17 protein-coding genes are annotated in these 18,485 nt (G+C 37.5%); 6 read left to right on the top strand and 11 right to left on the bottom strand.

From position 1 onward, the window contains the following. Nucleotides 1–260 precede the first annotated feature (260 nt). From LDB17_RS10145 to LDB17_RS10095, 11 genes are all read right to left on the bottom strand, one after another. Nucleotides 261–521, bottom strand: a complete 261-nt coding sequence (locus tag LDB17_RS10145) for a hypothetical protein (protein WP_252639315.1) — start codon at nucleotides 519–521, stop codon at nucleotides 261–263. A 117-nt stretch (nucleotides 522–638) separates the two neighbouring features. Next, a complete protein-coding gene (locus LDB17_RS10140) occupies nucleotides 639–896 on the bottom strand; it encodes a hypothetical protein (protein WP_252639314.1) in 258 nt (85 codons plus the stop codon). Between the two features lie 97 nt (nucleotides 897–993). Continuing rightward, nucleotides 994–1,464 carry a GNAT family N-acetyltransferase gene (locus tag LDB17_RS10135; RefSeq protein ID WP_252639313.1) on the bottom strand — a complete coding sequence of 157 codons (471 nt, stop codon included), beginning with the start codon at nucleotides 1,462–1,464 and terminating at the stop codon, nucleotides 994–996. A gap of 38 nt (nucleotides 1,465–1,502) precedes the next feature. Beyond that, nucleotides 1,503–3,785, bottom strand: coding sequence for an NADP-dependent malic enzyme (locus tag LDB17_RS10130; protein ID WP_252639312.1), 2,283 nt, complete (start codon nucleotides 3,783–3,785; stop codon nucleotides 1,503–1,505). Between the two features lie 175 nt (nucleotides 3,786–3,960). Next, nucleotides 3,961–4,974 carry a S41 family peptidase gene (locus LDB17_RS10125; RefSeq protein ID WP_252639311.1) on the bottom strand — a complete coding sequence of 338 codons (1,014 nt, stop codon included), beginning with the start codon at nucleotides 4,972–4,974 and terminating at the stop codon, nucleotides 3,961–3,963. Nucleotides 4,975–4,992: 18 nt separating this feature from the next. Further along, complete coding sequence (locus tag LDB17_RS10120) at nucleotides 4,993–5,784, bottom strand: glycoside hydrolase family 25 protein (protein ID WP_252639310.1); 792 nt, start codon at nucleotides 5,782–5,784, stop codon at nucleotides 4,993–4,995. 6 nt (nucleotides 5,785–5,790) lie between these two features. Then, a complete protein-coding gene (rfbC, locus tag LDB17_RS10115) occupies nucleotides 5,791–6,339 on the bottom strand; it encodes a dTDP-4-dehydrorhamnose 3,5-epimerase (protein ID WP_252639309.1) in 549 nt (182 codons plus the stop codon). 54 nt (nucleotides 6,340–6,393) lie between these two features. Beyond that, a complete protein-coding gene (rfbA, locus tag LDB17_RS10110) occupies nucleotides 6,394–7,257 on the bottom strand; it encodes a glucose-1-phosphate thymidylyltransferase RfbA (RefSeq protein ID WP_252639308.1) in 864 nt (287 codons plus the stop codon). Nucleotides 7,258–7,456: 199 nt separating this feature from the next. Next, on the bottom strand, nucleotides 7,457–7,912 hold the full coding sequence (rpiB, locus tag LDB17_RS10105; protein ID WP_252639307.1) for a ribose 5-phosphate isomerase B: 456 nt from the start codon (nucleotides 7,910–7,912) through the stop codon (nucleotides 7,457–7,459). A gap of 18 nt (nucleotides 7,913–7,930) precedes the next feature. Next, nucleotides 7,931–9,958 carry a transketolase gene (locus LDB17_RS10100; protein ID WP_252639306.1) on the bottom strand — a complete coding sequence of 676 codons (2,028 nt, stop codon included), beginning with the start codon at nucleotides 9,956–9,958 and terminating at the stop codon, nucleotides 7,931–7,933. Nucleotides 9,959–10,076: 118 nt separating this feature from the next. Beyond that, nucleotides 10,077–11,267 (bottom strand): L-serine ammonia-lyase, encoded by a 1,191-nt coding sequence (locus tag LDB17_RS10095; RefSeq protein WP_252639305.1) that lies wholly within the window; start codon nucleotides 11,265–11,267, stop codon nucleotides 10,077–10,079. Between the two features lie 611 nt (nucleotides 11,268–11,878). Between LDB17_RS10095 and LDB17_RS10090 the strand changes: the two genes are divergently transcribed. The 6 genes from LDB17_RS10090 to LDB17_RS10065 all read left to right on the top strand — a co-directional run bounded on the left by LDB17_RS10090 (nucleotide 11,879) and on the right by LDB17_RS10065 (nucleotide 18,364). Beyond that, nucleotides 11,879–13,168 carry an MFS transporter gene (locus LDB17_RS10090; RefSeq protein ID WP_252639304.1) on the top strand — a complete coding sequence of 430 codons (1,290 nt, stop codon included), beginning with the start codon at nucleotides 11,879–11,881 and terminating at the stop codon, nucleotides 13,166–13,168. Nucleotides 13,169–13,484: 316 nt separating this feature from the next. After that, entirely contained in the window at nucleotides 13,485–15,611 is a 2,127-nt protein-coding gene (locus LDB17_RS10085) for a Tex family protein (protein WP_252639303.1), read from the top strand. Between the two features lie 107 nt (nucleotides 15,612–15,718). Continuing rightward, nucleotides 15,719–15,892, top strand: a complete 174-nt coding sequence (locus LDB17_RS10080) for a histone H1 (protein WP_006842762.1) — start codon at nucleotides 15,719–15,721, stop codon at nucleotides 15,890–15,892. A gap of 115 nt (nucleotides 15,893–16,007) precedes the next feature. Then, complete coding sequence (locus tag LDB17_RS10075) at nucleotides 16,008–16,805, top strand: inositol monophosphatase family protein (RefSeq protein WP_252639302.1); 798 nt, start codon at nucleotides 16,008–16,010, stop codon at nucleotides 16,803–16,805. 135 nt (nucleotides 16,806–16,940) lie between these two features. Then, on the top strand, nucleotides 16,941–17,699 hold the full coding sequence (locus LDB17_RS10070; RefSeq protein ID WP_006842764.1) for an NYN domain-containing protein: 759 nt from the start codon (nucleotides 16,941–16,943) through the stop codon (nucleotides 17,697–17,699). Between the two features lie 146 nt (nucleotides 17,700–17,845). Further along, nucleotides 17,846–18,364 carry a hypothetical protein gene (locus LDB17_RS10065; protein ID WP_393925022.1) on the top strand — a complete coding sequence of 173 codons (519 nt, stop codon included), beginning with the start codon at nucleotides 17,846–17,848 and terminating at the stop codon, nucleotides 18,362–18,364. The last annotated feature ends 121 nt before the right edge of the window (nucleotides 18,365–18,485 follow it).

Genomic DNA, 18,485 nt, shown 5'->3' with positions numbered 1-18,485 from the left:
AATCTTATTTGCATAGTCATCAGAATCACCTTCTAAATATTTAAGTGGTTTAGGAAACCCTATGAGTTTAAGGAAGTAAAATCGGATACGGACTCCTACAAAACGAGCAAAGTCATATATTATATCTCTCATGACAAATTTATTGATTTAATAAAGTTCACCTTTCTGTCAAATTTTCTCAAAAGAATTCGATACTTTGGTGTTATGCTCCACAAGAATTTTAAACTCCTCATGCAGAAATGTGTGGGGATTTTTAATTATTATATAGTTTCAATTATATTCAATAACAAGAAGGAGTTATAAGGAGAGAAAGAACAACACCACACACTATCCAAGTCTTTTATTGGTATAGGTTTTTCTTCATTAATTTCTTCTTGAAGCTTAAGAACTATTCGTTTGGAGTATATAGAGACATCTAAAGACTCTATCCACATTAATAGCGCATTTGAAATATCTTTAGCAGAATGTTGAGTTATATATGTACCGCCTCTAAACTCTGATATAAAAGTAAATTTCTTCATAAGGAATTATATTGATTTTATAAATCTAACAATTTTATCAAAATCTTCTCAAAAGAATTCGATACAGTGGAAATATGCCTCACTAGAGCTAATTCTCATGCAGAAATATTTGGGGAGTTAAAATTTTAGACTAATTAGTTTCTCGATAAGTTCATTTTCACCTTCTGTATAATCTTTGATTTTGTTTTCTATTTTATCTTTCATTTCACTAGACACCATATTGTTTTTTAATAAATGGATATCTTGTATTAAATTTTCGATAAGGACCCAATCTTTATCTTCCAATATATTTTTCTCTTTAGTACTAGCAATACGAGCAAAGTTATCTATATTTTGATACTTTAAATATATTGTAATTTTCTGTTTGGTTATCATAACTATCATTGAAAATTTCTATAAAGCTAACAATTTACATGAAATCTTCACTAAAAAATAAACCTCAGTTCTTGCAGCTCCAATTGTATAATACTAATTAGCATTTTAGTATGTAATAATTATTATCAAAGTCATAAATATACCCATTGGCTAAAAGAGCTTTGCATGACGCTATATTTTCTTGTTCCGGCTGAACTATTATTGCTTTTGGATTCTTGTCTCGGATTATTTTATTAGTAAGAATTCTTATAATTTCTTTGCCATATCCTTTCCTTAGAAAATTTTCTTCTCCAATTAAATAATCAATGCTATATATTTTATTTGGGCACTCCACCGAATACCAGTCTTCTTTGGCATCGAAGCAATCATAAAATTGACAAAATCCAATTGGCTTATTATTCTCAAGAATAATATAGTGAGATAAGAAGTTAAAGCTTCCTTCTCTTTCTTTTATTTCATGAATCCATTCATCAGCATCATGATACCATTGCAGTATATAATCCTTATGTAACCATTCGCTTAATAACTCGATATCTGAATCTTGTATCGGAGTTAAAGTCAGTTGCATTTCGTTTCTATTATTCAATATTTACCGAAACAATATACTTACTCATTTTGTAGACTGTTTGCAATTGCATCCACAACAGCTACAGCCGTTAAGTTGACTATATCTCTTACAGAGCTTTCTATATCTGTAAAGTGTACAGCTTTACGCAATCCCATCTGAATTGGCCCTAAGCTTTCACCTGCAATACCCAACTCCATCAATAGTTTACTGGATATATTGGCTGAGCTTAAATTGGGAAATATCAATGTGTTTACATCCTTGCCTTTAAGTGTGTTGAATGGGAAAGCTTTATCTCTTAACTCTTTATTCATCGCAAAATTCAGCTGCATTTCTCCATCAATATTATAATCCGGATAATTGTCATGAAAATATCTTACTGCATTTGCTATACTTTTAGGGCTTCCGTTATCATCAGCACCGTAGTTCGAAAACGAAAGCATTGCAATCACCGGCTCTGTAGAGAAATATTGTACAGTGTCGTGTGCCAGTTTTACTATTTCGATCAACACATCTTCTTCCGGCCAACGATTAATAAGTGTGTCAGCAAGAAAAAATGGACCTCTTTTTGTTTGTACAATATGCATGGCCGCAAAATGTTTATACTGAGGCTTTAATCCGATCACTTCCAGTGCGGTTTTTGCAAATTCACGGTAGTGGCTATATATCCCTGTGATAACTGCATCAGCATCGCCTGTCTCTACCATCATCATTCCAAAATAGTTGCGGTCGCTCATTTTCTCGAATGCTTCTTGGTAGCGGATACCTTCTCTCGACTTTTTCTCACTCAGTAGCTGAGCATAGCGCGCCCTACGTACATCCTCTGATATATTTCTGTGGTTTATTATTTTTATTCCGTTGAGGTCAAGTCCATTCTCTTTGGCTATATTTTGTATTCGCTCTTCACTACCCAGTAGAATAGGTTCACATAGGTTGTCTTTATACGCAATGATAGCAGCTTTTATAGTATTAACATGGTTTCCTTCACAATATACAACACGTTTTCTTTCGCTTTTGGCAAGAGCTGTCAGACGATGGATTAGCTTATTGCTATATCCCATCATCTCAGATATCCTGTTTTGATACTCTACCCAGTCGGTGATTGTCTTTTGTGCTACTCCACTCTCTATGGCGGCCTTGGCTACGGCGGTAGATACTGATGTTAACAATCTTGGGTCTAGTGGTTTCGGAATAATATAGTCTTTTCCAAAAGTCAATTTCTTTATTTCATAGGCTGAATTAATAACATCCGGAACCAGCTCTTTTGCAAGGTCGGCAATCGCTCTAGATGCAGCGAGTTTCATTTCCTCGTTTATTGTTGTAGCTCTTACATCTAATGCGCCTCTGAAAATGTATGGAAATCCCAAAACATTATTTACCTGATTGGGATAATCGGAACGGCCGGTAGCAAAAATAATGTCATCGCGTGATTCCATTGCTTCTTCGTACGAAATTTCAGGATTCGGATTCGCTAGAGCAAATACTATCGGATTATTATTCATTTTCCGTATCATTTCCTTTGTAAGAATATCAGCAGTAGATAATCCTAAGAAAACATCTGCACCTTCGATCGCCTCTTCTAGCGTTGTAATATCGCTATCGATCGCAAATTCTTTTTTAGTATCTGTTAAGTTAGGGCGTTTGGTAGTGATTACACCTTTGCTATCGCACATAATGATGTTTTCTTTTTTCACACCAAATCTCATATATAGGTTTGTACATGCTATAGCAGAAGCTCCGGCTCCATTTACTACAAGTTTTATTGTGGATATATCCTTTTTCGTTATATCTAATGCGTTTATCAAAGCTGCCGCAGAAATGATCGCTGTGCCATGTTGGTCGTCATGCATTACCGGAATATCAAGCTCTTCTCTTAATCTTCTTTCTATTTCGAAACATTCGGGTGCTTTTATATCCTCTAGGTTAATACCCCCGAAAGTAGGAGAAATTGCCTTGACTGTTTGGATGAATTTTTCAGGATCTTTTTCATCCACCTCAATATCAAAAACATCAATGCCTGCGAATATTTTAAATAAGAGCCCTTTGCCTTCCATTACAGGTTTGCCTGCAAGTGCACCAATGTCGCCTAGTCCAAGTACCGCTGTCCCATTCGAAATAACAGCAACCAGATTTCCTTTGGTCGTATATTCATACGCCAGCTGAGGATCTTTTTCTATTTCGAGACATGGTTCTGCCACACCCGGAGAATATGCCAGAGACAGATCCATTTGGGTACTATGCGGCTTAGTAGGTACAACCTCAATTTTTCCGGGTCTCCCGCTTCTGTGATATTTTAAGGCGGCTTCTTTCGTAATTTTAGGCATGATTATTAATGTTTTACAGGTTTGTAGATGAAATCTCTGCTTTACACAAAGTTATACAAAATGAATCTCAAAATATTTATATTTTAATAAATCATTTTGATCTTTATTATATGTTGTATAACACCTACATGGTGCTATATGTTTTTAAATGGCTTTGTATTTAGATTTTTTAATTTCAAAAAGATAGACTCGTGGCGGAGCTTTTTATTATTTCTTTCCCTTTTTCTATTAGTGTGTCTATACCTTTATCCATATCTGCTTCTGTCATGTCTATTTTAATGTCCGGATCAATTCCAAACTCCAGTTGATTCATATCTGCATCCATAATAGGAGATGCCGAAAAACGTATAGACCAACCATTCGGTAATTCTGAAGAAAATGGAAGTCCACTTCCCCCGCCGGTTTTATCGCCAACTATAGTTGCATTGGGAGCATATCGCATAGCGTTAACAAAGTCATTCGCTGCACTGTAGCACCTACGATTTGTAAGTATAACCACTTTCTTTTGGTACTTGACACCATTTGTTGGTTCTACATATATTTCGTAGGGCTTGGAAAAGTCATCGTGCCCTTTTCCTGTTTTATGCCTCATGTAACCAACCAGTGTTTTCTGGTTAAAGAAATGAGATGCCAGCCTATCGCTGTTGGACATCAGGCCTCCTCCATTATCTCTCACATCGAGAATGATACCATCACATAGTGCAAACCTATCGAGCACTTGATTGATATTTCCTTCGCCGATGCCACTCGAAAAGCTGCCATAATATATATATCCTATATTATTATCCAACAGCTTGTACTTAAGTCCTCCCGCAATACCATAATCTGTTCCGAGATAGTTTTTTTGTATCTTAGAGTCAAAGTTGTCAGGATAATCTTCAAACCATTTCCAATAACGAGCTACATTGTGCGAGGCAACTAGATTTACGTGTCCATCCTGTACCTCTGCAAGCATTTCGCCTAAGACAGCAAATAATGCATCGTTATCCATGTTTTCGCTTATACGTTGCGAATAACGATTATAGACCTCGTTCCAATCTACGTCCTTATAATTAAAAAAGCAATAATGCTCATCCATAATTTGCCAAAGAGCCTCGAAGTTTCCCTTCTTTGAGTTCTCGAACTTATCTTCCTTAAAACAGGATGTAAAAAAGAAACAGGCGAATATGGCAATATATAGATACTTCATCAGCTTAATTTTGAGTGTTCAAGGTAGTAATAATTCTTTAAACTCGTTGAATGTATATCGATAGTAATTCAAATCAACATGCCCGTCTACTCCCGGTAACTCTCCTTTATGCGAAAATTGCCATATTTTCCAGTTATTAACATCATCTGATGGCTCGTTGTGTAGATCACACATCCATATAATATTCTTAGTGAAATTACCTTTTATATATAGTTTATAACAGTCTCTGTTGGTATAAATTATAGGATGAACTCCAAAATGTTCATACAGCTTATTTTCCATTATTTTAAGCTCTTTGACAACAGTAATTACAAATTCTTTGTCTTTACTATACGGATTTGCCGGAGAATGTTCCACGTCTATAGCAGGAATCAGGTCTCCGCTATTAAATTTTGCTGTTTTAAGAAAATGTTTTGCCTGTTCTTCTCCCGATAAGGCAAACGTATAGAAATGATATGAGCCTACCTTTATATTAGACTTTCGAGCCAGATCATAATTAAAAGGATAATTCCGGTCTTCATGTGTCGTACCTTCTGTCGATTTTAGATAAGCGAATGTTATATCTTGTTCCATTACATTATCCCAATTAAGAATTGGATTATGATGTGAAACATCTATACCCTTCACAAAATATTTACTAGAATCGAAAGATTCGGGTTCTTCAAAAAATCCTTTAATAACGAAGAAAGCTGCAATGCCTAAGCATACAGCTACACTCATCGACAGGATATATTTCTTTAAATTACTTTTTTTAGATTTTCTCCTGTTTACTCTTTTTCGTATTGTTCTTTTTCGTACTGTTTTTGCCATTTACTCTTAGTCAAATAAAATAGCTTCGGATAACAATTTTCCGGCTTTATCTTTGGGTGATAAGATTAGTTCTTTCTCATCTATTCCCCACTTGATAGCGACCGATGGATCACTCCATAGTAGAGACGCTTCATGTGCAGGAGCATATACGTTATCTACTTTGTAAGAAAAAATCGCTTCTTGACTAAGCACCAAAAAACCATGAGCAATACCTCTTGGCATAAATAGTTGCTTTTTATTTTCATCTGTTAGCTCTACAGCTAGATATTGTCCAAAAGTAGGAGAGCTTTTCCTTAAATCAACTACAACATCTAGAACAGATCCTTTAAGTGCCCTTACTAATTTAGCCTGAGAATATTCTCCTATTTGATAATGTAATCCTCTTAGTACTCCACGAGTAGACTTAGATTCATTATCTTGAATAAAATCAATCTTACCGATGTGCTCATCGAAAAGATTTTTCTTGTATGATTCCATAAAGTATCCTCTCTCATCATTAAATACTTTAGGCTCTATTACCCAGACTCCCTTGATGGATTGTTCCGTAAATTTCATTTTTCAGTATACGATTTCTTGTTGATATAATGTGTTTCTATTTTTATGCGATTTTTATTTGACCAAACTTAAGATATATTGTCCGTAAGCTGTTTTATCTAGTTTTTGCCCAAGAGCAGCCAGCTGATTGTCATCAATCCACTTGTTGCGCCATGCAATTTCTTCGATACAAGAAACATAGAATCCTTGTCTATTCTGTATTGTTTCTACGTAGTTTCCTGCCTCTAGTAAGCTATCACAGTTTCCTGTATCAAGCCATGCAAAACCACGACCAAACAATTGTACTTCTAACGTTCCTTCTTCCAAGTAGCATTTATTTAGGTCTGTAATTTCATACTCACCTCTTGCCGACGGTTTTAAGGCTTTGGCCTTCTCTGTTACCGTTTTATCATAAAAATATAGTCCCGGTACAGCGTAGTTCGATTTTGGCTTTTCGGGTTTTTCTTCAAGAGATAACACTTTTTTTGACTCATCAAACTCTACAACACCGTATGCACGAGGATCTTTTACGTAGTATCCGAATATACAGGCTCCGGTTTCGATAGAGGCCGCTTTTTTTAGCATCTGCGAAAAGTTTTGCCCATGAAACATATTATCGCCAAGGATAAGGCAACCCGGCTCACCATCTAAGAATTTCTCGCCAAGAACAAAAGCCTGCGCAAGTCCGTTCGGAACCTCTTGTATCACATATTCGAATTTCATGCCGAGTTCTACCCCTGTGCCGAGTAGCTCTCTGAACATAGGGAGATCACGAGGTGTAGATATAACCAATATTTCCCGGATACCTGCCAGCATAAGTGTTGATAGCGGATAATAGATCATTGGCTTGTCGTACACAGGCATTATCTGTTTTGATATTGCTTTAGAGAGTGGGAAAAGTCGTGTAGCACTTCCTCCGGCAAGAATAATTCCTTTCATAGTGTTTATGTTTATATAAATAGCAATACACAAAAATAGTAAATCTAGCGTATGATTCGAGTATATATCGAGAATAGTTTATTGTTGCATGCTCTTTTTGCCAATGTTGACTATTTACTCAAAATAGAAGTTGAGAATATATAAAAAATAGAGGCACTCTAACGAAATGCCTCCATTTATTTTATTTACAATAACCAGATTAGATGCAAGGGATTTTGTCGATGCGTCTCTGATGTCTTCCTCCTTCGAAAGGAGTATTGAAGAAGGCTTCTACCATTAGAGAAGCTTCCTCAGGAGAAATCATTCTTCCCGGTAATGCAAGTACATTCGCATTATTGTGAGCTCTTGCTAATTGAGTTATTTCTACATTCCAGCAAAGCGCGCTACGTACTTTCTTATGCTTGTTCAATGTCATATTAATGCCATTGCCTGTACCACAAACAGCAACACCAAAATCACATTCGTCATTGTCGATAGCTGTTCCCAATTTATGACCATAGTCAGAATAATCGGTACTTTCTGTAGAATAAGTTCCATAATCAATATATTTAACCCCTTGTTTATCAAAGAGGCTAATAATATATTGCTTTATAGAATATCCGGCATGATCGCTAGCCAATCCTATCGGTTTATCTCCTTGTATCGTAATTGTCATTGTTTTTTGTTTTTTATATTACTTCAGATATTCTTTGACCTGTTTATATACATTATCAGGTGTAAATCCTAGTTTTTCGTCGAGTACTTTGTACGGAGCAGAAAACCCGAAAGAGTTCATACCCCAAATTTTGCCATTGTCGCCAACCAGCCCAAGTAATGTCACGGGTAGCCCGGCAGTCAATCCGAACTTTTTCTTGTCCTTCGGCAATACGCTTTCCTGGTATTCTTTGCTTTGTGTGCGGAATACTCCCTCGGATGGAACGGAAACAATACGTGTTTTTATACCGTCTTCTTTCAGTAGTTTTGCTCCGTCAACGAGTGTCGATACTTCCGATCCTGAAGCCAGTAGGATGATATCGTAATTGGCATCTTCCTCCACTATATATGCTCCTTTCTCTGCTTGGAGAGCTTCAGTATACCGATTTTCTTTTGCCGGCAGGTCGTTGATGTTCTGACGCGAGAAAATCAGTCCTGTCGGGCTTGTTTGATTCTCCATTGCCATTTTCCACGAAACGGTTGCCTCTGTAACATCCGCCGGACGCAGTACCAGCATGGAGTTGTGCCCGTTGTGATTTTGCAATTTCTCCAACAGACGAATCTGGGCTTCCTGTTCTACGGGTTCATGTGTCGGTCCGTCTTCCCCTACACGGAAAGCGTCGTGCGTCCAGATAAACTTAACCGGCAGTTCCATCAGAGCAGCCAGACGTATGGCCGGTTTCATGTAGTCAGAGAAAACAAAGAAAGTTGCACAAGCCGAAATGATACCGCCATGCAGTGTCATGCCGATACACAGACAAGCCATTGTCAGTTCCGATACCCCTGCCTGCAGGAATGCCCCCGAGAAGTCCCCTTTTTTCATGCTGTGGGTATATTTCAGGAAACCGTCTGTTTTATCCGAGTTGGAAAGGTCGGCAGAGGAAACAACCATGTTCTCCACTTGCTTTGCCAACACACCCAGCACGGTTGCCGATGCCGCGCGAGTCGCCTGATTTGGTTTTTGCTCTATGGCTGCCCAATCGATTGCCGGTGTATAGCCACTGAACCATTTCTGCATTTTTTCGGCAAGCTCAGGATTTTGTTTAGCCCAGGCTTCTTTTTCGGCGTGTTTCTTTGTCACTATTTCTTCGAGTTCAGCCTTACGTTTGGCATATAGCTCTTTTACTTCGGGGAAAATAACGAACGGATTTGTGGGGTCACCTCCTAGGTTTTCGATTGTTTTCTCGAAAGAAGCCCCGGCAGCACTTAGGGGTTGTCCGTGGGTCTCAGTCTCATTTTCGAAGCTTGAACCGTCTGCTTTAATAGCACCTTTACCCATGATTGTTTTACCGATAATAAGGGTCGGCTTTTCTTTTTCAGCTTTAGCTTCTGTCAGAGCAGCACGTATTTCGGAGGCATCATTACCTTTGATGGTGATCACTCTCCATCCCCATGCCTGATATTTAGCGGCAACATCTTCTTCTGTTACTTCTTTGGTTTTGGTAGATAACTGTATTCCGTTCGAATCATAGAACATGATCAGGTTATCAAGTCCCAGATGTCCGGCTGTACGCCCTGCTCCTTGCGAAATCTCTTCCTGGATACCTCCATCCGAGATGAATGCATATATGGTCTGATCCATACGCTCACCAAAGCGATGTTTTAAGAATTTCGCAGCGATTGCGGCTCCTACGGCAAAAGTATGTCCCTGGCCCAGTGGTCCGGATGTATTTTCTATTCCGCGGTTGATATCTCTCTCAGGGTGTCCGGGAGTAACGCTTCCCCATTGGCGGAATTGTTGTAAGTCTTCGAGTGTGAATTTTCCAGTCAGGCACAATGTGCTGTAAAGCATAGGTGACATGTGTCCGGGGTCGAGGAAAAAACGGTCACGACCTTCCCATGTGGGGTTTTGCGGATCGTAAACGAGAAATTCAGTGAATAAAACATTGATGAAGTCCGCTCCACCCATTGCTCCCCCCGGGTGTCCTGACTTCGCCTTTTCAACCATTGAAGCCGACAGTATACGAATATTGTCTGCCGCACGGTTAAGTAAATCGATTGATGTCATAGTGATATGGTTATTTGTAAATTGATTTCATTTACAAAAGTAATGAAATATACATGTATATTAAAATAAAATAATATTCAAAAAAGGCAAATTTTGTCTCTCTGCTTAATTCTTTTTGCTAATCAAGGTTTATTGCAAGTCCCCCCATTGATGTCTCTTTATAGAGGCTCGGTAAGTCATGTCCGGTTTGTTGCATCGTACGAACAACTTTATCAAAATTAATAAGGTGTTTCCCATCCGATAACATTGCGAACGAACATGAATCGAGGGCTCTGGCAGCAGCAAAAGCGTTTCTTTCAATACATGGGACTTGTACCAGTCCGCACACGGGGTCGCAAGTGAGTCCCAAGTGGTGTTCCAATCCCATTTCGGCAGCATACTCTATTTGCTGAGGTGAGCCTCCGAATAGTTGGCAAGCCGCACCTGCTGCCATTGCACATGCTACTCCAACTTCTCCTTGGCAGCCGACCTCTGCGCCCGATACTGATGCGTTAGTCTTCACGATATTACCTATAAGTGCTGCTGTAGCAAGGGCTCTTACTATTTTTTGATCACTGAAATCGTGGTTTATTTTTAGGTGATACAATACTGACGGAAGAGTTCCGCTTGAACCACATGTAGGTGCTGTAACAATTACATTGCCGCTTGCATTTTCTTCCGACACAGCAAGTGCATAAGAGTATATCTGTGCTCTGCTTTTCATTGAGCCTTGATATCCTTTGGCTTTTATGCTATACATCGAGGCTTTTCGTTGCAATCCCAATCCTCCCGGAAGCAGTCCTTCTGCGTCGATCCCTCTGTGTATTGCAGCTACCATCGTTCTCCATACTTCCAGAAGATAATTATATATTTCTTTGCCTTCGGTATCTTCTACATATTCCCAAAATGTTTTGCCTGTTTCGTGGCACCATTGCAGGATTTGCTTCATCGTATTTTTGTCGTACAATTTTTCCTTATTTACTTTGCTATTCCCATCCGATAGGTCTCCTCCGCCAATGCTGTATACAATCCATTCTTTTATGGGCTGCTCGTCTGCAATAGCTTCGAATTTCATGCCGTTGGTATGGTATGGTAAAACAATCTCAGGTTGCCATATAATTTCTGTAGGGTAGGGAAGTAAGGTGTTTGTGATAGCTACATCGGTCATGTGACCTTTTCCTGTAGCTGCAAGGCTTCCGTATAATGTAACTCGGAACGATGTGGCGTCCTTATTTTCCTCTTTAAACATCAAAGCGGCTTTTTGTGGAGCCATTGTGTGGCTACTCGACGGGCCATGTCCGATTTTATATAAATTGCGAATCGATTCCATAATATTTATTTATAAGCTATAACAATTCTTCTTTTCTACTGTTCAGTTCTTAGTTAGAGCACAAAAATAGCAATATTAAATATTGTTAATCCTATAAAAGCAGGAATTAAGATATTTTACTATTATTCCTGTTTTTATAAGAATTCTCAAAGAGTAAGTTTTTATGTCATTTGTATATTTTTTTGTTATAATTAGCGGTTGGGTTGAAGTTAATTATTTGATAATCTGTTAGTCATTCTTAAGGTGTTTTGGAGTTGGATACAAAAAGACATAAATAAACAGGAACTTGTCGGCAATATGATATAAAAAGAAATGATATTTTGATCTAAAAATACATGTTGTACAACACGTTTTTTTATGGATGACAGCTGAAAAGAGATAAGTATTTTTACATCGATTTTATACAATAACAATCTTCACTTAACCTAAACGACCATGAGTTTTTGGATACTAACCATATCCAAATGAGAATCAAAGGGTAATTGAGTTTTGTTTAGTTTAATTACTCTTTGAATTCTCAGAGTTAAGTGCAGAAGATCGACCTAAAGAAGAATGAAATTTGACTAAAACTATAAAAATAAAACAATCTAACTAAATGTAAAAACTTAATCATGAGTAGTACGGAGAAAAAAAATTACTTGTTACCCATCATTGTGATGATCCTGCTTTTCGGGATGGTCTCATTCGTAACAAATCTAGCAGCGCCGATGGGTGTTGTTTTGAAAAACCAATTTGGAGCTAGTAACGCCGAAGGTATGCTAGGTGTGCTTGCTAACTTTATAGCGTATGCATTTATGGGTATTCCTGCTGGTATCTTGTTGAAGAAAATCGGATACAAGAAAACAGCACTTATCGCTATCGTTGTTGGTTTCGTTGGTATTGGTATTCAATACTTGTCAGGAGGAGCTGGTAGCTTTGCTATATACCTAATTGGTGCATTTGTTGCAGGTTTTTCTATGTGTATGTTAAATACAGTAGTAAACCCTATGTTGAACACTCTTGGTGGAGGTGGTAACAAAGGTGGTGCATTGATACAAACAGGAGGTACTTTCAACTCATTGTGTGGTACACTGGTTCCAGTTTTAGTGGGTGTTTTCGTTGCTGACGTGACAAAGGCTAACATTAAAGATGTATACCCTGTTATGTATATTGCTATGGGTGTTTTTGCTTTCGCTTTTATTATTCTGGCATTGGTTCAGATTCCGGAACCTCATATGGAAGTGAAGAAAGCAATTGACAACGTAAAAGACAAATATAGTGCATTATCTTTCCGTCACTTTGTATTAGGTGCGATCGGTATCTTTGTATATGTAGGTGTTGAAGTTGGTATTCCAGGAACATTGAACTTATTTCTTGCAGATAAATCGATTGCAGGGTTGGATGCAACATCAGCAGGTTTTGTGACGGGTACGTATTGGTTCTTGATGCTAATCGGACGTTTCTTCGGAGCTTCTATTGGAAGTAAAGTATCAAGTAAGTCAATGCTTACTGTTGCAGCCGGTTTAGGTCTTGTATTAGTTTTATTAGCGATTTTCCTTCCTATAACTACAAGAGTGTCAATGCCGGTATTCCAAAGCATTAACGGTAGTCTTTCATTCGGTATGATGCAAGTGCCTATCAATGCAATGTTCTTGGTATTGTGTGGACTTTGTACTTCTGTAATGTGGGGTGGTATCTTTAATCTTGCAGTAGAAGGACTAGGTAAATATGTAACAACAGCATCGGGTATATTCATGACATTAGTTTGTGGTGGAGGTATCTTACCACTTCTTCAAAACTTCCTAGCTGATAGCGTTGGTTATATGGCAAGTTACTGGGTAGTATTTGTTGGATTGGCTTATCTATTATATTATGCTGCTATCGGTAGCAAAAATGTAAATACAAATATTCCTGTAGAATAATAATACTGGATATAAAATATATTATAAAAGCCTGCTGAATCATTTAGCAGGCTTTTATGTTTTTATTCTTATGGATAATTATCTTATAATAATACGGATTGCTTCTTAGACCAACTCATAAGGAGCTATATTTAGCGTGTTATTTTTATTCAGCTTAACTTATGATTCATTTTTTATTTAATCGCTTTATATTTGTATTGTTAAAATTGAGATCGTATTATAGAAAGGTGACAAATAAAAATGAGTAGAAAGGTGTTACTTTTGTTACTTTTTAACAAAAAGTTGAAGAATAAAGTATATTGAAATAAAGAAAACTATGTCAATTAAAAGTATAATTGCTTCGACCTTAAATATTAAGGAGTCTCAGGTGTCTAAAACTGTAGATTTACTCGAATCGGGTGCTACAATTCCTTTTATCAGTCGTTACCGTAAAGAGGTAACCGGAGGCCTTGACGAAGTTCAGATAACTGCAATAAAAGAGCAGAATGATAAACTAAATGAGCTCGTAAAACGTAGGGAAACAATTTTAAAGTCGATAGAAGAGCAGGAAAAGTTAACACCTGAACTGAAAAATCGCATAGAGAATTGTTGGAACTCATCGGAACTTGAAGATATTTATTTGCCATATAAGCCAAAACGCCAAACACGAGCTGAAATAGCAAGGAAGAAGGGGTTGGAGCCTTTAGCGAATATTATTATGCTTCAGCAAAGGATTGATGTGCAGTCTAAGGCTCAGGCTTTTGTTAAAGGGGATGTCAAGGATGTAAAAGAAGCTATTGCCGGAGCATGTGATATAATTGCCGAACAGATAAATGAGGATGAATATGCCCGTAATTCTATTCGCAACCTTTTTCAGCGTGAGGCAGTTTTAACATCAAAAGTAGTAAAAGGAAAAGAAGAAGAAGGGGATAAATATCGAGATTATTTCGATTTTTCAGAAAAACTGAATAAAGTTCCTTCTCATCGGATATTGGCTATACGCAGAGGTGAATCGGAAGGTTTTCTCAGGGTAAATATTGCACCCGACGAGGATGCCGCCTTAGAGAGGTTGGATAAACGCTTTCTTAAAGGAGATAACGATAACGAAGCAACGAACTATGTTGCTGATGCAATCGAAGATGGTTATAAACGCCTCTTGAAACCTTCGATAGAAACAGAGTTTGGCGCCTCGTCGAAAGAGAAAGCAGATGAAGACTCGATACATGTATTTACCGAAAATCTCCGCCAATTACTGCTTGCTGCTCCATTAGGAGAAAAGAGAGTATTGGGTATCGATCCCGGATATCGTACAGGCTGCAAATTAGTGTGTCTTGATGCTGAGGGTAATTTGCTTCATAATGAAACTATATATCCACATCCTCCTCAGAAAGAGATGTCTAAAGCAGGGAGTAAGGTGGTGAAATTAGTAACGACTTATAATATAGATGCTATTGCCATAGGAAACGGAACAGCAAGCCGTGAGACAGAATACTTTATCACAAATCTTCGCTATGAGAAAGAAGTGCAGGTGTTTGTCGTCAGTGAGAACGGAGCATCTATTTATTCTGCGTCAAAGGTTGCGAGAGAAGAATTCTCGGACTATGATGTTACGGTAAGAGGTGCCGTGTCGATTGGTCGCCGATTGATGGACCCATTGGCCGAACTTGTAAAAATAGACCCGAAGTCGATTGGAGTAGGTCAATATCAACATGATGTGGATCAAACTAAGTTGAAAAAATCATTGGATCTTACCGTAGAAAGTTGTGTAAACCTTGTTGGAGTAAACGTTAATACTGCCAGTAAGCACCTTTTGACTTATGTTTCCGGTTTAGGGCCTGCTTTGGCTCAAAATATTGTAGACTATCGGGCTTCTAATGGAGCATTCCGATCTCGTAAAGAACTGATGAAAGTGCCTCGTATGGGTGAAAAGGCTTTTGAGCAGTGTGCCGGATTTTTGAGAATAGCGGGAGCTGAAAACCCTTTAGATAATTCTGCCGTACATCCTGAAAGCTACCATGTAGTAGAAAGTATGGCTAAGGATCTTAAGTGTACGGTAAAAGATTTGATCGATAATAAGGACTTGAAGAAGTCTCTTAAGCTTGAAAAATATGTATCGGATAAAGTTGGTTTGCCGACTTTAAATGATATAATAGAAGAACTGGATAAGCCCGGACGTGATCCTCGTAAGGGTATTAAGGTTTTTGAGTTTGATCCGAATATAAAAACGATAGAGGATCTCAGAGAGGGGATGACATTACCGGGTATTGTGACTAATATTACAAACTTCGGGTGCTTTGTGGATGTGGGTATAAAAGAAAATGGTTTGGTGCATGTCTCAGAACTGGCTGACCGCTTTGTTTCCGATCCGACAGAGGTTGTTTCGTTACATCAACATGTGGAAGTCAGGGTATTGTCTGTTGACACATCTCGAAAAAGAGTTCAACTATCAATGAAAACGGCATAAAATAACAAGAAAATTATGTTTTTAAGCCTATTTTTAAACTCTGGTTCGTTATAATTGTTATTAAAATCAGATTATCTTTGTCTGAACTTTTTTAAATAGAAAAACAAATGAAAAATTTAGTAGAAAAATTAAATCAAGATTTTGCCGCATTCTCTAAAGACGCAGCTTCACAAATCGAAAACGGTAATAAAGCAGCTGGCCAACGTGCTAGAAAAATTTCACTTGACATAGAAAAAGCTCTAAAAGAGTTTCGTAAACAGTCAATTGAAGCAGCTAAATAAAAGCATAATGCAATATTGCACGGAGGCTGTCTCATTTTAGATTTGAGATGGCCTTTTTAATTTATTAGCTTTAGATGTTAATTATATTATTGCTCCTATAATTAAGGGTTAGATTATGAATTTAGAATTTCTTACATCAGAAGTCTGTAAAATAGCTAAAGAAGGAGGGCACTTTTTAGCACAAGAAAGGAAAACCTTTCGTAAGGATAGGGTAGAGGAGAAAAATGCACATGATTATGTTTCGTATGTTGACAAGGAAACAGAAAGGCTATTAGTTGCCAGATTGTCACAGCTTCTGCCTCAAGCGGGGTTTATTACGGAAGAAGATACTGTTGCTTTCGAAAAGAAAGATTATTATTGGGTTATCGATCCTTTGGACGGTACTACCAATTATATACAAGACAATGCTCCTTACTGCGTGAGCATAGCTCTGACTACTGATGCCGAAATATTGTTCGGTGTGGTTTACGAAGTCTGTAGAGATGAATGCTTCTATGCTTGGAAAGGTAGTAACTCTTTCCTGAATGAGACCCAAATACGCGTTTCTGATAGGGACAATATGAGTCAAGCTTTTATCGGCTTAGACCTTCCTTATAATGCAGGGGATTACAAACCGGTCGTTAATCATTTGATGGATTCATTGTATGGGAAGGTTTCGAGCGTGCGGATAAATGGTTCAGCTGCTATGTCGATGTGTTACGTTGCCGCAGGGAGGTTTGATGCATGGGCTGAAGCATATATTAAACCGTGGGATTTTATGGCAGGGGCATTGATTGTGCTTCAAGCCGGAGGGGCTGTTACTAATTTTAAAGGGAGTTCTTTATTCAGGAAAGGCCATGATATATTGGCATCCAATTCATTGCTTCATAATGATATGTTAGAACTACTCGCTCCATTTAAGGACTCTTTGTGATTGTTTTATTTGTTTTAAAGAAAATAGTTTGTTAAAAATATTATGCTACAATTGGACTTGTTAGTAGGATAAGTTTTATAAATTTGAACTATCAATATACAGATACGCTATACCTCCAAAGCTAAATTAAAATATATGATAGAAAAGAGAGATTTAAACTTGGCTGTACTTATCGATGCCGATAATGTGCCTTACTCGAATATAAAGGGCATGCTTGATGAAATTGCTAAAATAGGTGTGCCAACTATCAAAAGAATTTATGGGGACTGGACAAAGCCTAGCGTTTCGGGGTGGAAGCAACCTTTGTTGGAGCATGCAATAACTCCAATACAGCAATATAGTTACACAACAGGTAAAAATGCTACCGATTCAGCAATGATTATCGATGCCATGGATATTTTGCATGGCGGTCGGGTTGATGGTTTCTGTCTGGTATCCAGCGATAGTGATTTTACGCGTTTAGCCGTGAGGTTGAGGGAGTCCGGTATGCAGGTAATAGGTATTGGAGAAAAGAAAACGCCCAGTCCGTTTATTGTAGCTTGTGATAAGTTTATTTATATAGAGATTATCCGAGATTCAGATGATAATAACGAAACGGAGTCTCCTGCGTCTACAGTTAAGAAACAACAAGAAAAGACTGTTGAACCTGTAAATAAAAAGTTGATAAATCTATTGAAGAGTACTATTAGAGACCTCGCTGATGATGATGGGTGGGCTTATTTGGGGGATATGGGTAATCTCGTTATAAAGAAGCGTCCTGATTTTGATTCACGAAATTACGGCTTTTCAAAGCTTGCCGCCTTGGTTAAAGCTCAGAGTAAGCATTTTGAAATGGATGAGCGCAAGAGCGAAAAGGGACATTCGCGTTTGGTATTTGTTAAAATAAAGGAATAATTTTATATTCTCGTTCTTTATTTATTATTAATACTATTCGCCTCTATTAAGAATAATATTAATTTTTTATATGTTTATTGGGCTGTTGTTTAGTCTGAAGAATATATCTTCGCACCCTGAATATGAGAATATTTAAAAGCTGCACAATGAAGAAAATTTTTATTATATGTATGTCTTTATGTTGTTTTATCTCAATTAGGGGACAAGATCAAATACTAAAGTATGAAGTAAACAATGTAGGAGAACTACAATACAATATAACAGATGCCCGCGAAAAAGATGTGAAGTATGTGAATTTATTGAGCATGGAAGCTTCCCTTAGAACAGATAAATGGTGGAAAAACGGATCATTTGATATTGCATTTTGGTCGGTAGGAAGAACATTCTCTCAAAATATTGCAAATGATTTTTTAACCTTTTCCAATATAGAAGAAGATAACTTTTGGCTTGTTTGCTCAAAATTTGGTTATCAGCAAACCTTCGGAGACTTTAGTTTGTTTGCAGGAATACGAAATATGAACTTAGATTATTTTAATAGCCCGTATTCTTCTTTCTTTACAAATAGTTCGGCAGGAATCTTTCCAACTATCTCTATCAACTATAGTGTACCAAATTATCCACTTGGGGCTATCGGACTGCATACAGAATATATGCAAATTGAGTGATATTGACGAATCCATATTCCTTTGGATTAAATTTTAAATTAAAAACCAATCCTTTATTTATATTATCTAAATTATTATAATATGAATTTTTTATATTAATAGTTCCTTTCATATATTCTGT

This window comes from Dysgonomonas sp. Shenzhen-Wh21 (genome assembly GCF_043392705.1).
Classification (GTDB): domain Bacteria; phylum Bacteroidota; class Bacteroidia; order Bacteroidales; family Dysgonomonadaceae; genus Dysgonomonas.
The sequence above is the reverse complement of the archived record's forward strand: the minus strand, read 5'-3'. Positions and strand labels throughout refer to the sequence as shown.

Bases quoted from the DNA above. Each gene is read 5' to 3' on its own strand.
- rfbC (WP_252639309.1), bottom strand. From the start codon at position 6,339: ATGAAATTTACGGAACAATCCATCAAGGGAGTCTGGGTAATAGAGCCT.
- LDB17_RS10120 (WP_252639310.1), bottom strand. From the start codon at position 5,784: ATGGCAAAAACAGTACGAAAAAGAACAATACGAAAAAGAGTAAACAGG.
- rfbA (WP_252639308.1), bottom strand. From the start codon at position 7,257: ATGAAAGGAATTATTCTTGCCGGAGGAAGTGCTACACGACTTTTCCCA.
- rpiB (WP_252639307.1), bottom strand. From the start codon at position 7,912: ATGACAATTACGATACAAGGAGATAAACCGATAGGATTGGCTAGCGAT.
- LDB17_RS10130 (WP_252639312.1), bottom strand. From the start codon at position 3,785: ATGCCTAAAATTACGAAAGAAGCCGCCTTAAAATATCACAGAAGCGGG.
- LDB17_RS10100 (WP_252639306.1), bottom strand. From the start codon at position 9,958: ATGACATCAATCGATTTACTTAACCGTGCGGCAGACAATATTCGTATA.
- LDB17_RS10145 (WP_252639315.1), bottom strand. From the start codon at position 521: ATGAAGAAATTTACTTTTATATCAGAGTTTAGAGGCGGTACATATATA.
- LDB17_RS10065 (WP_393925022.1), top strand. From the start codon at position 17,846: ATGAAGAAAATTTTTATTATATGTATGTCTTTATGTTGTTTTATCTCA.
- LDB17_RS10090 (WP_252639304.1), top strand. From the start codon at position 11,879: ATGAGTAGTACGGAGAAAAAAAATTACTTGTTACCCATCATTGTGATG.
- LDB17_RS10070 (WP_006842764.1), top strand. From the start codon at position 16,941: ATGATAGAAAAGAGAGATTTAAACTTGGCTGTACTTATCGATGCCGAT.
- LDB17_RS10135 (WP_252639313.1), bottom strand. From the start codon at position 1,464: ATGCAACTGACTTTAACTCCGATACAAGATTCAGATATCGAGTTATTA.
- LDB17_RS10085 (WP_252639303.1), top strand. From the start codon at position 13,485: ATGTCAATTAAAAGTATAATTGCTTCGACCTTAAATATTAAGGAGTCT.
- LDB17_RS10125 (WP_252639311.1), bottom strand. From the start codon at position 4,974: ATGAAGTATCTATATATTGCCATATTCGCCTGTTTCTTTTTTACATCC.
- LDB17_RS10080 (WP_006842762.1), top strand. From the start codon at position 15,719: ATGAAAAATTTAGTAGAAAAATTAAATCAAGATTTTGCCGCATTCTCT.
- LDB17_RS10095 (WP_252639305.1), bottom strand. From the start codon at position 11,267: ATGGAATCGATTCGCAATTTATATAAAATCGGACATGGCCCGTCGAGT.
- LDB17_RS10140 (WP_252639314.1), bottom strand. From the start codon at position 896: ATGATAACCAAACAGAAAATTACAATATATTTAAAGTATCAAAATATA.
- LDB17_RS10075 (WP_252639302.1), top strand. From the start codon at position 16,008: ATGAATTTAGAATTTCTTACATCAGAAGTCTGTAAAATAGCTAAAGAA.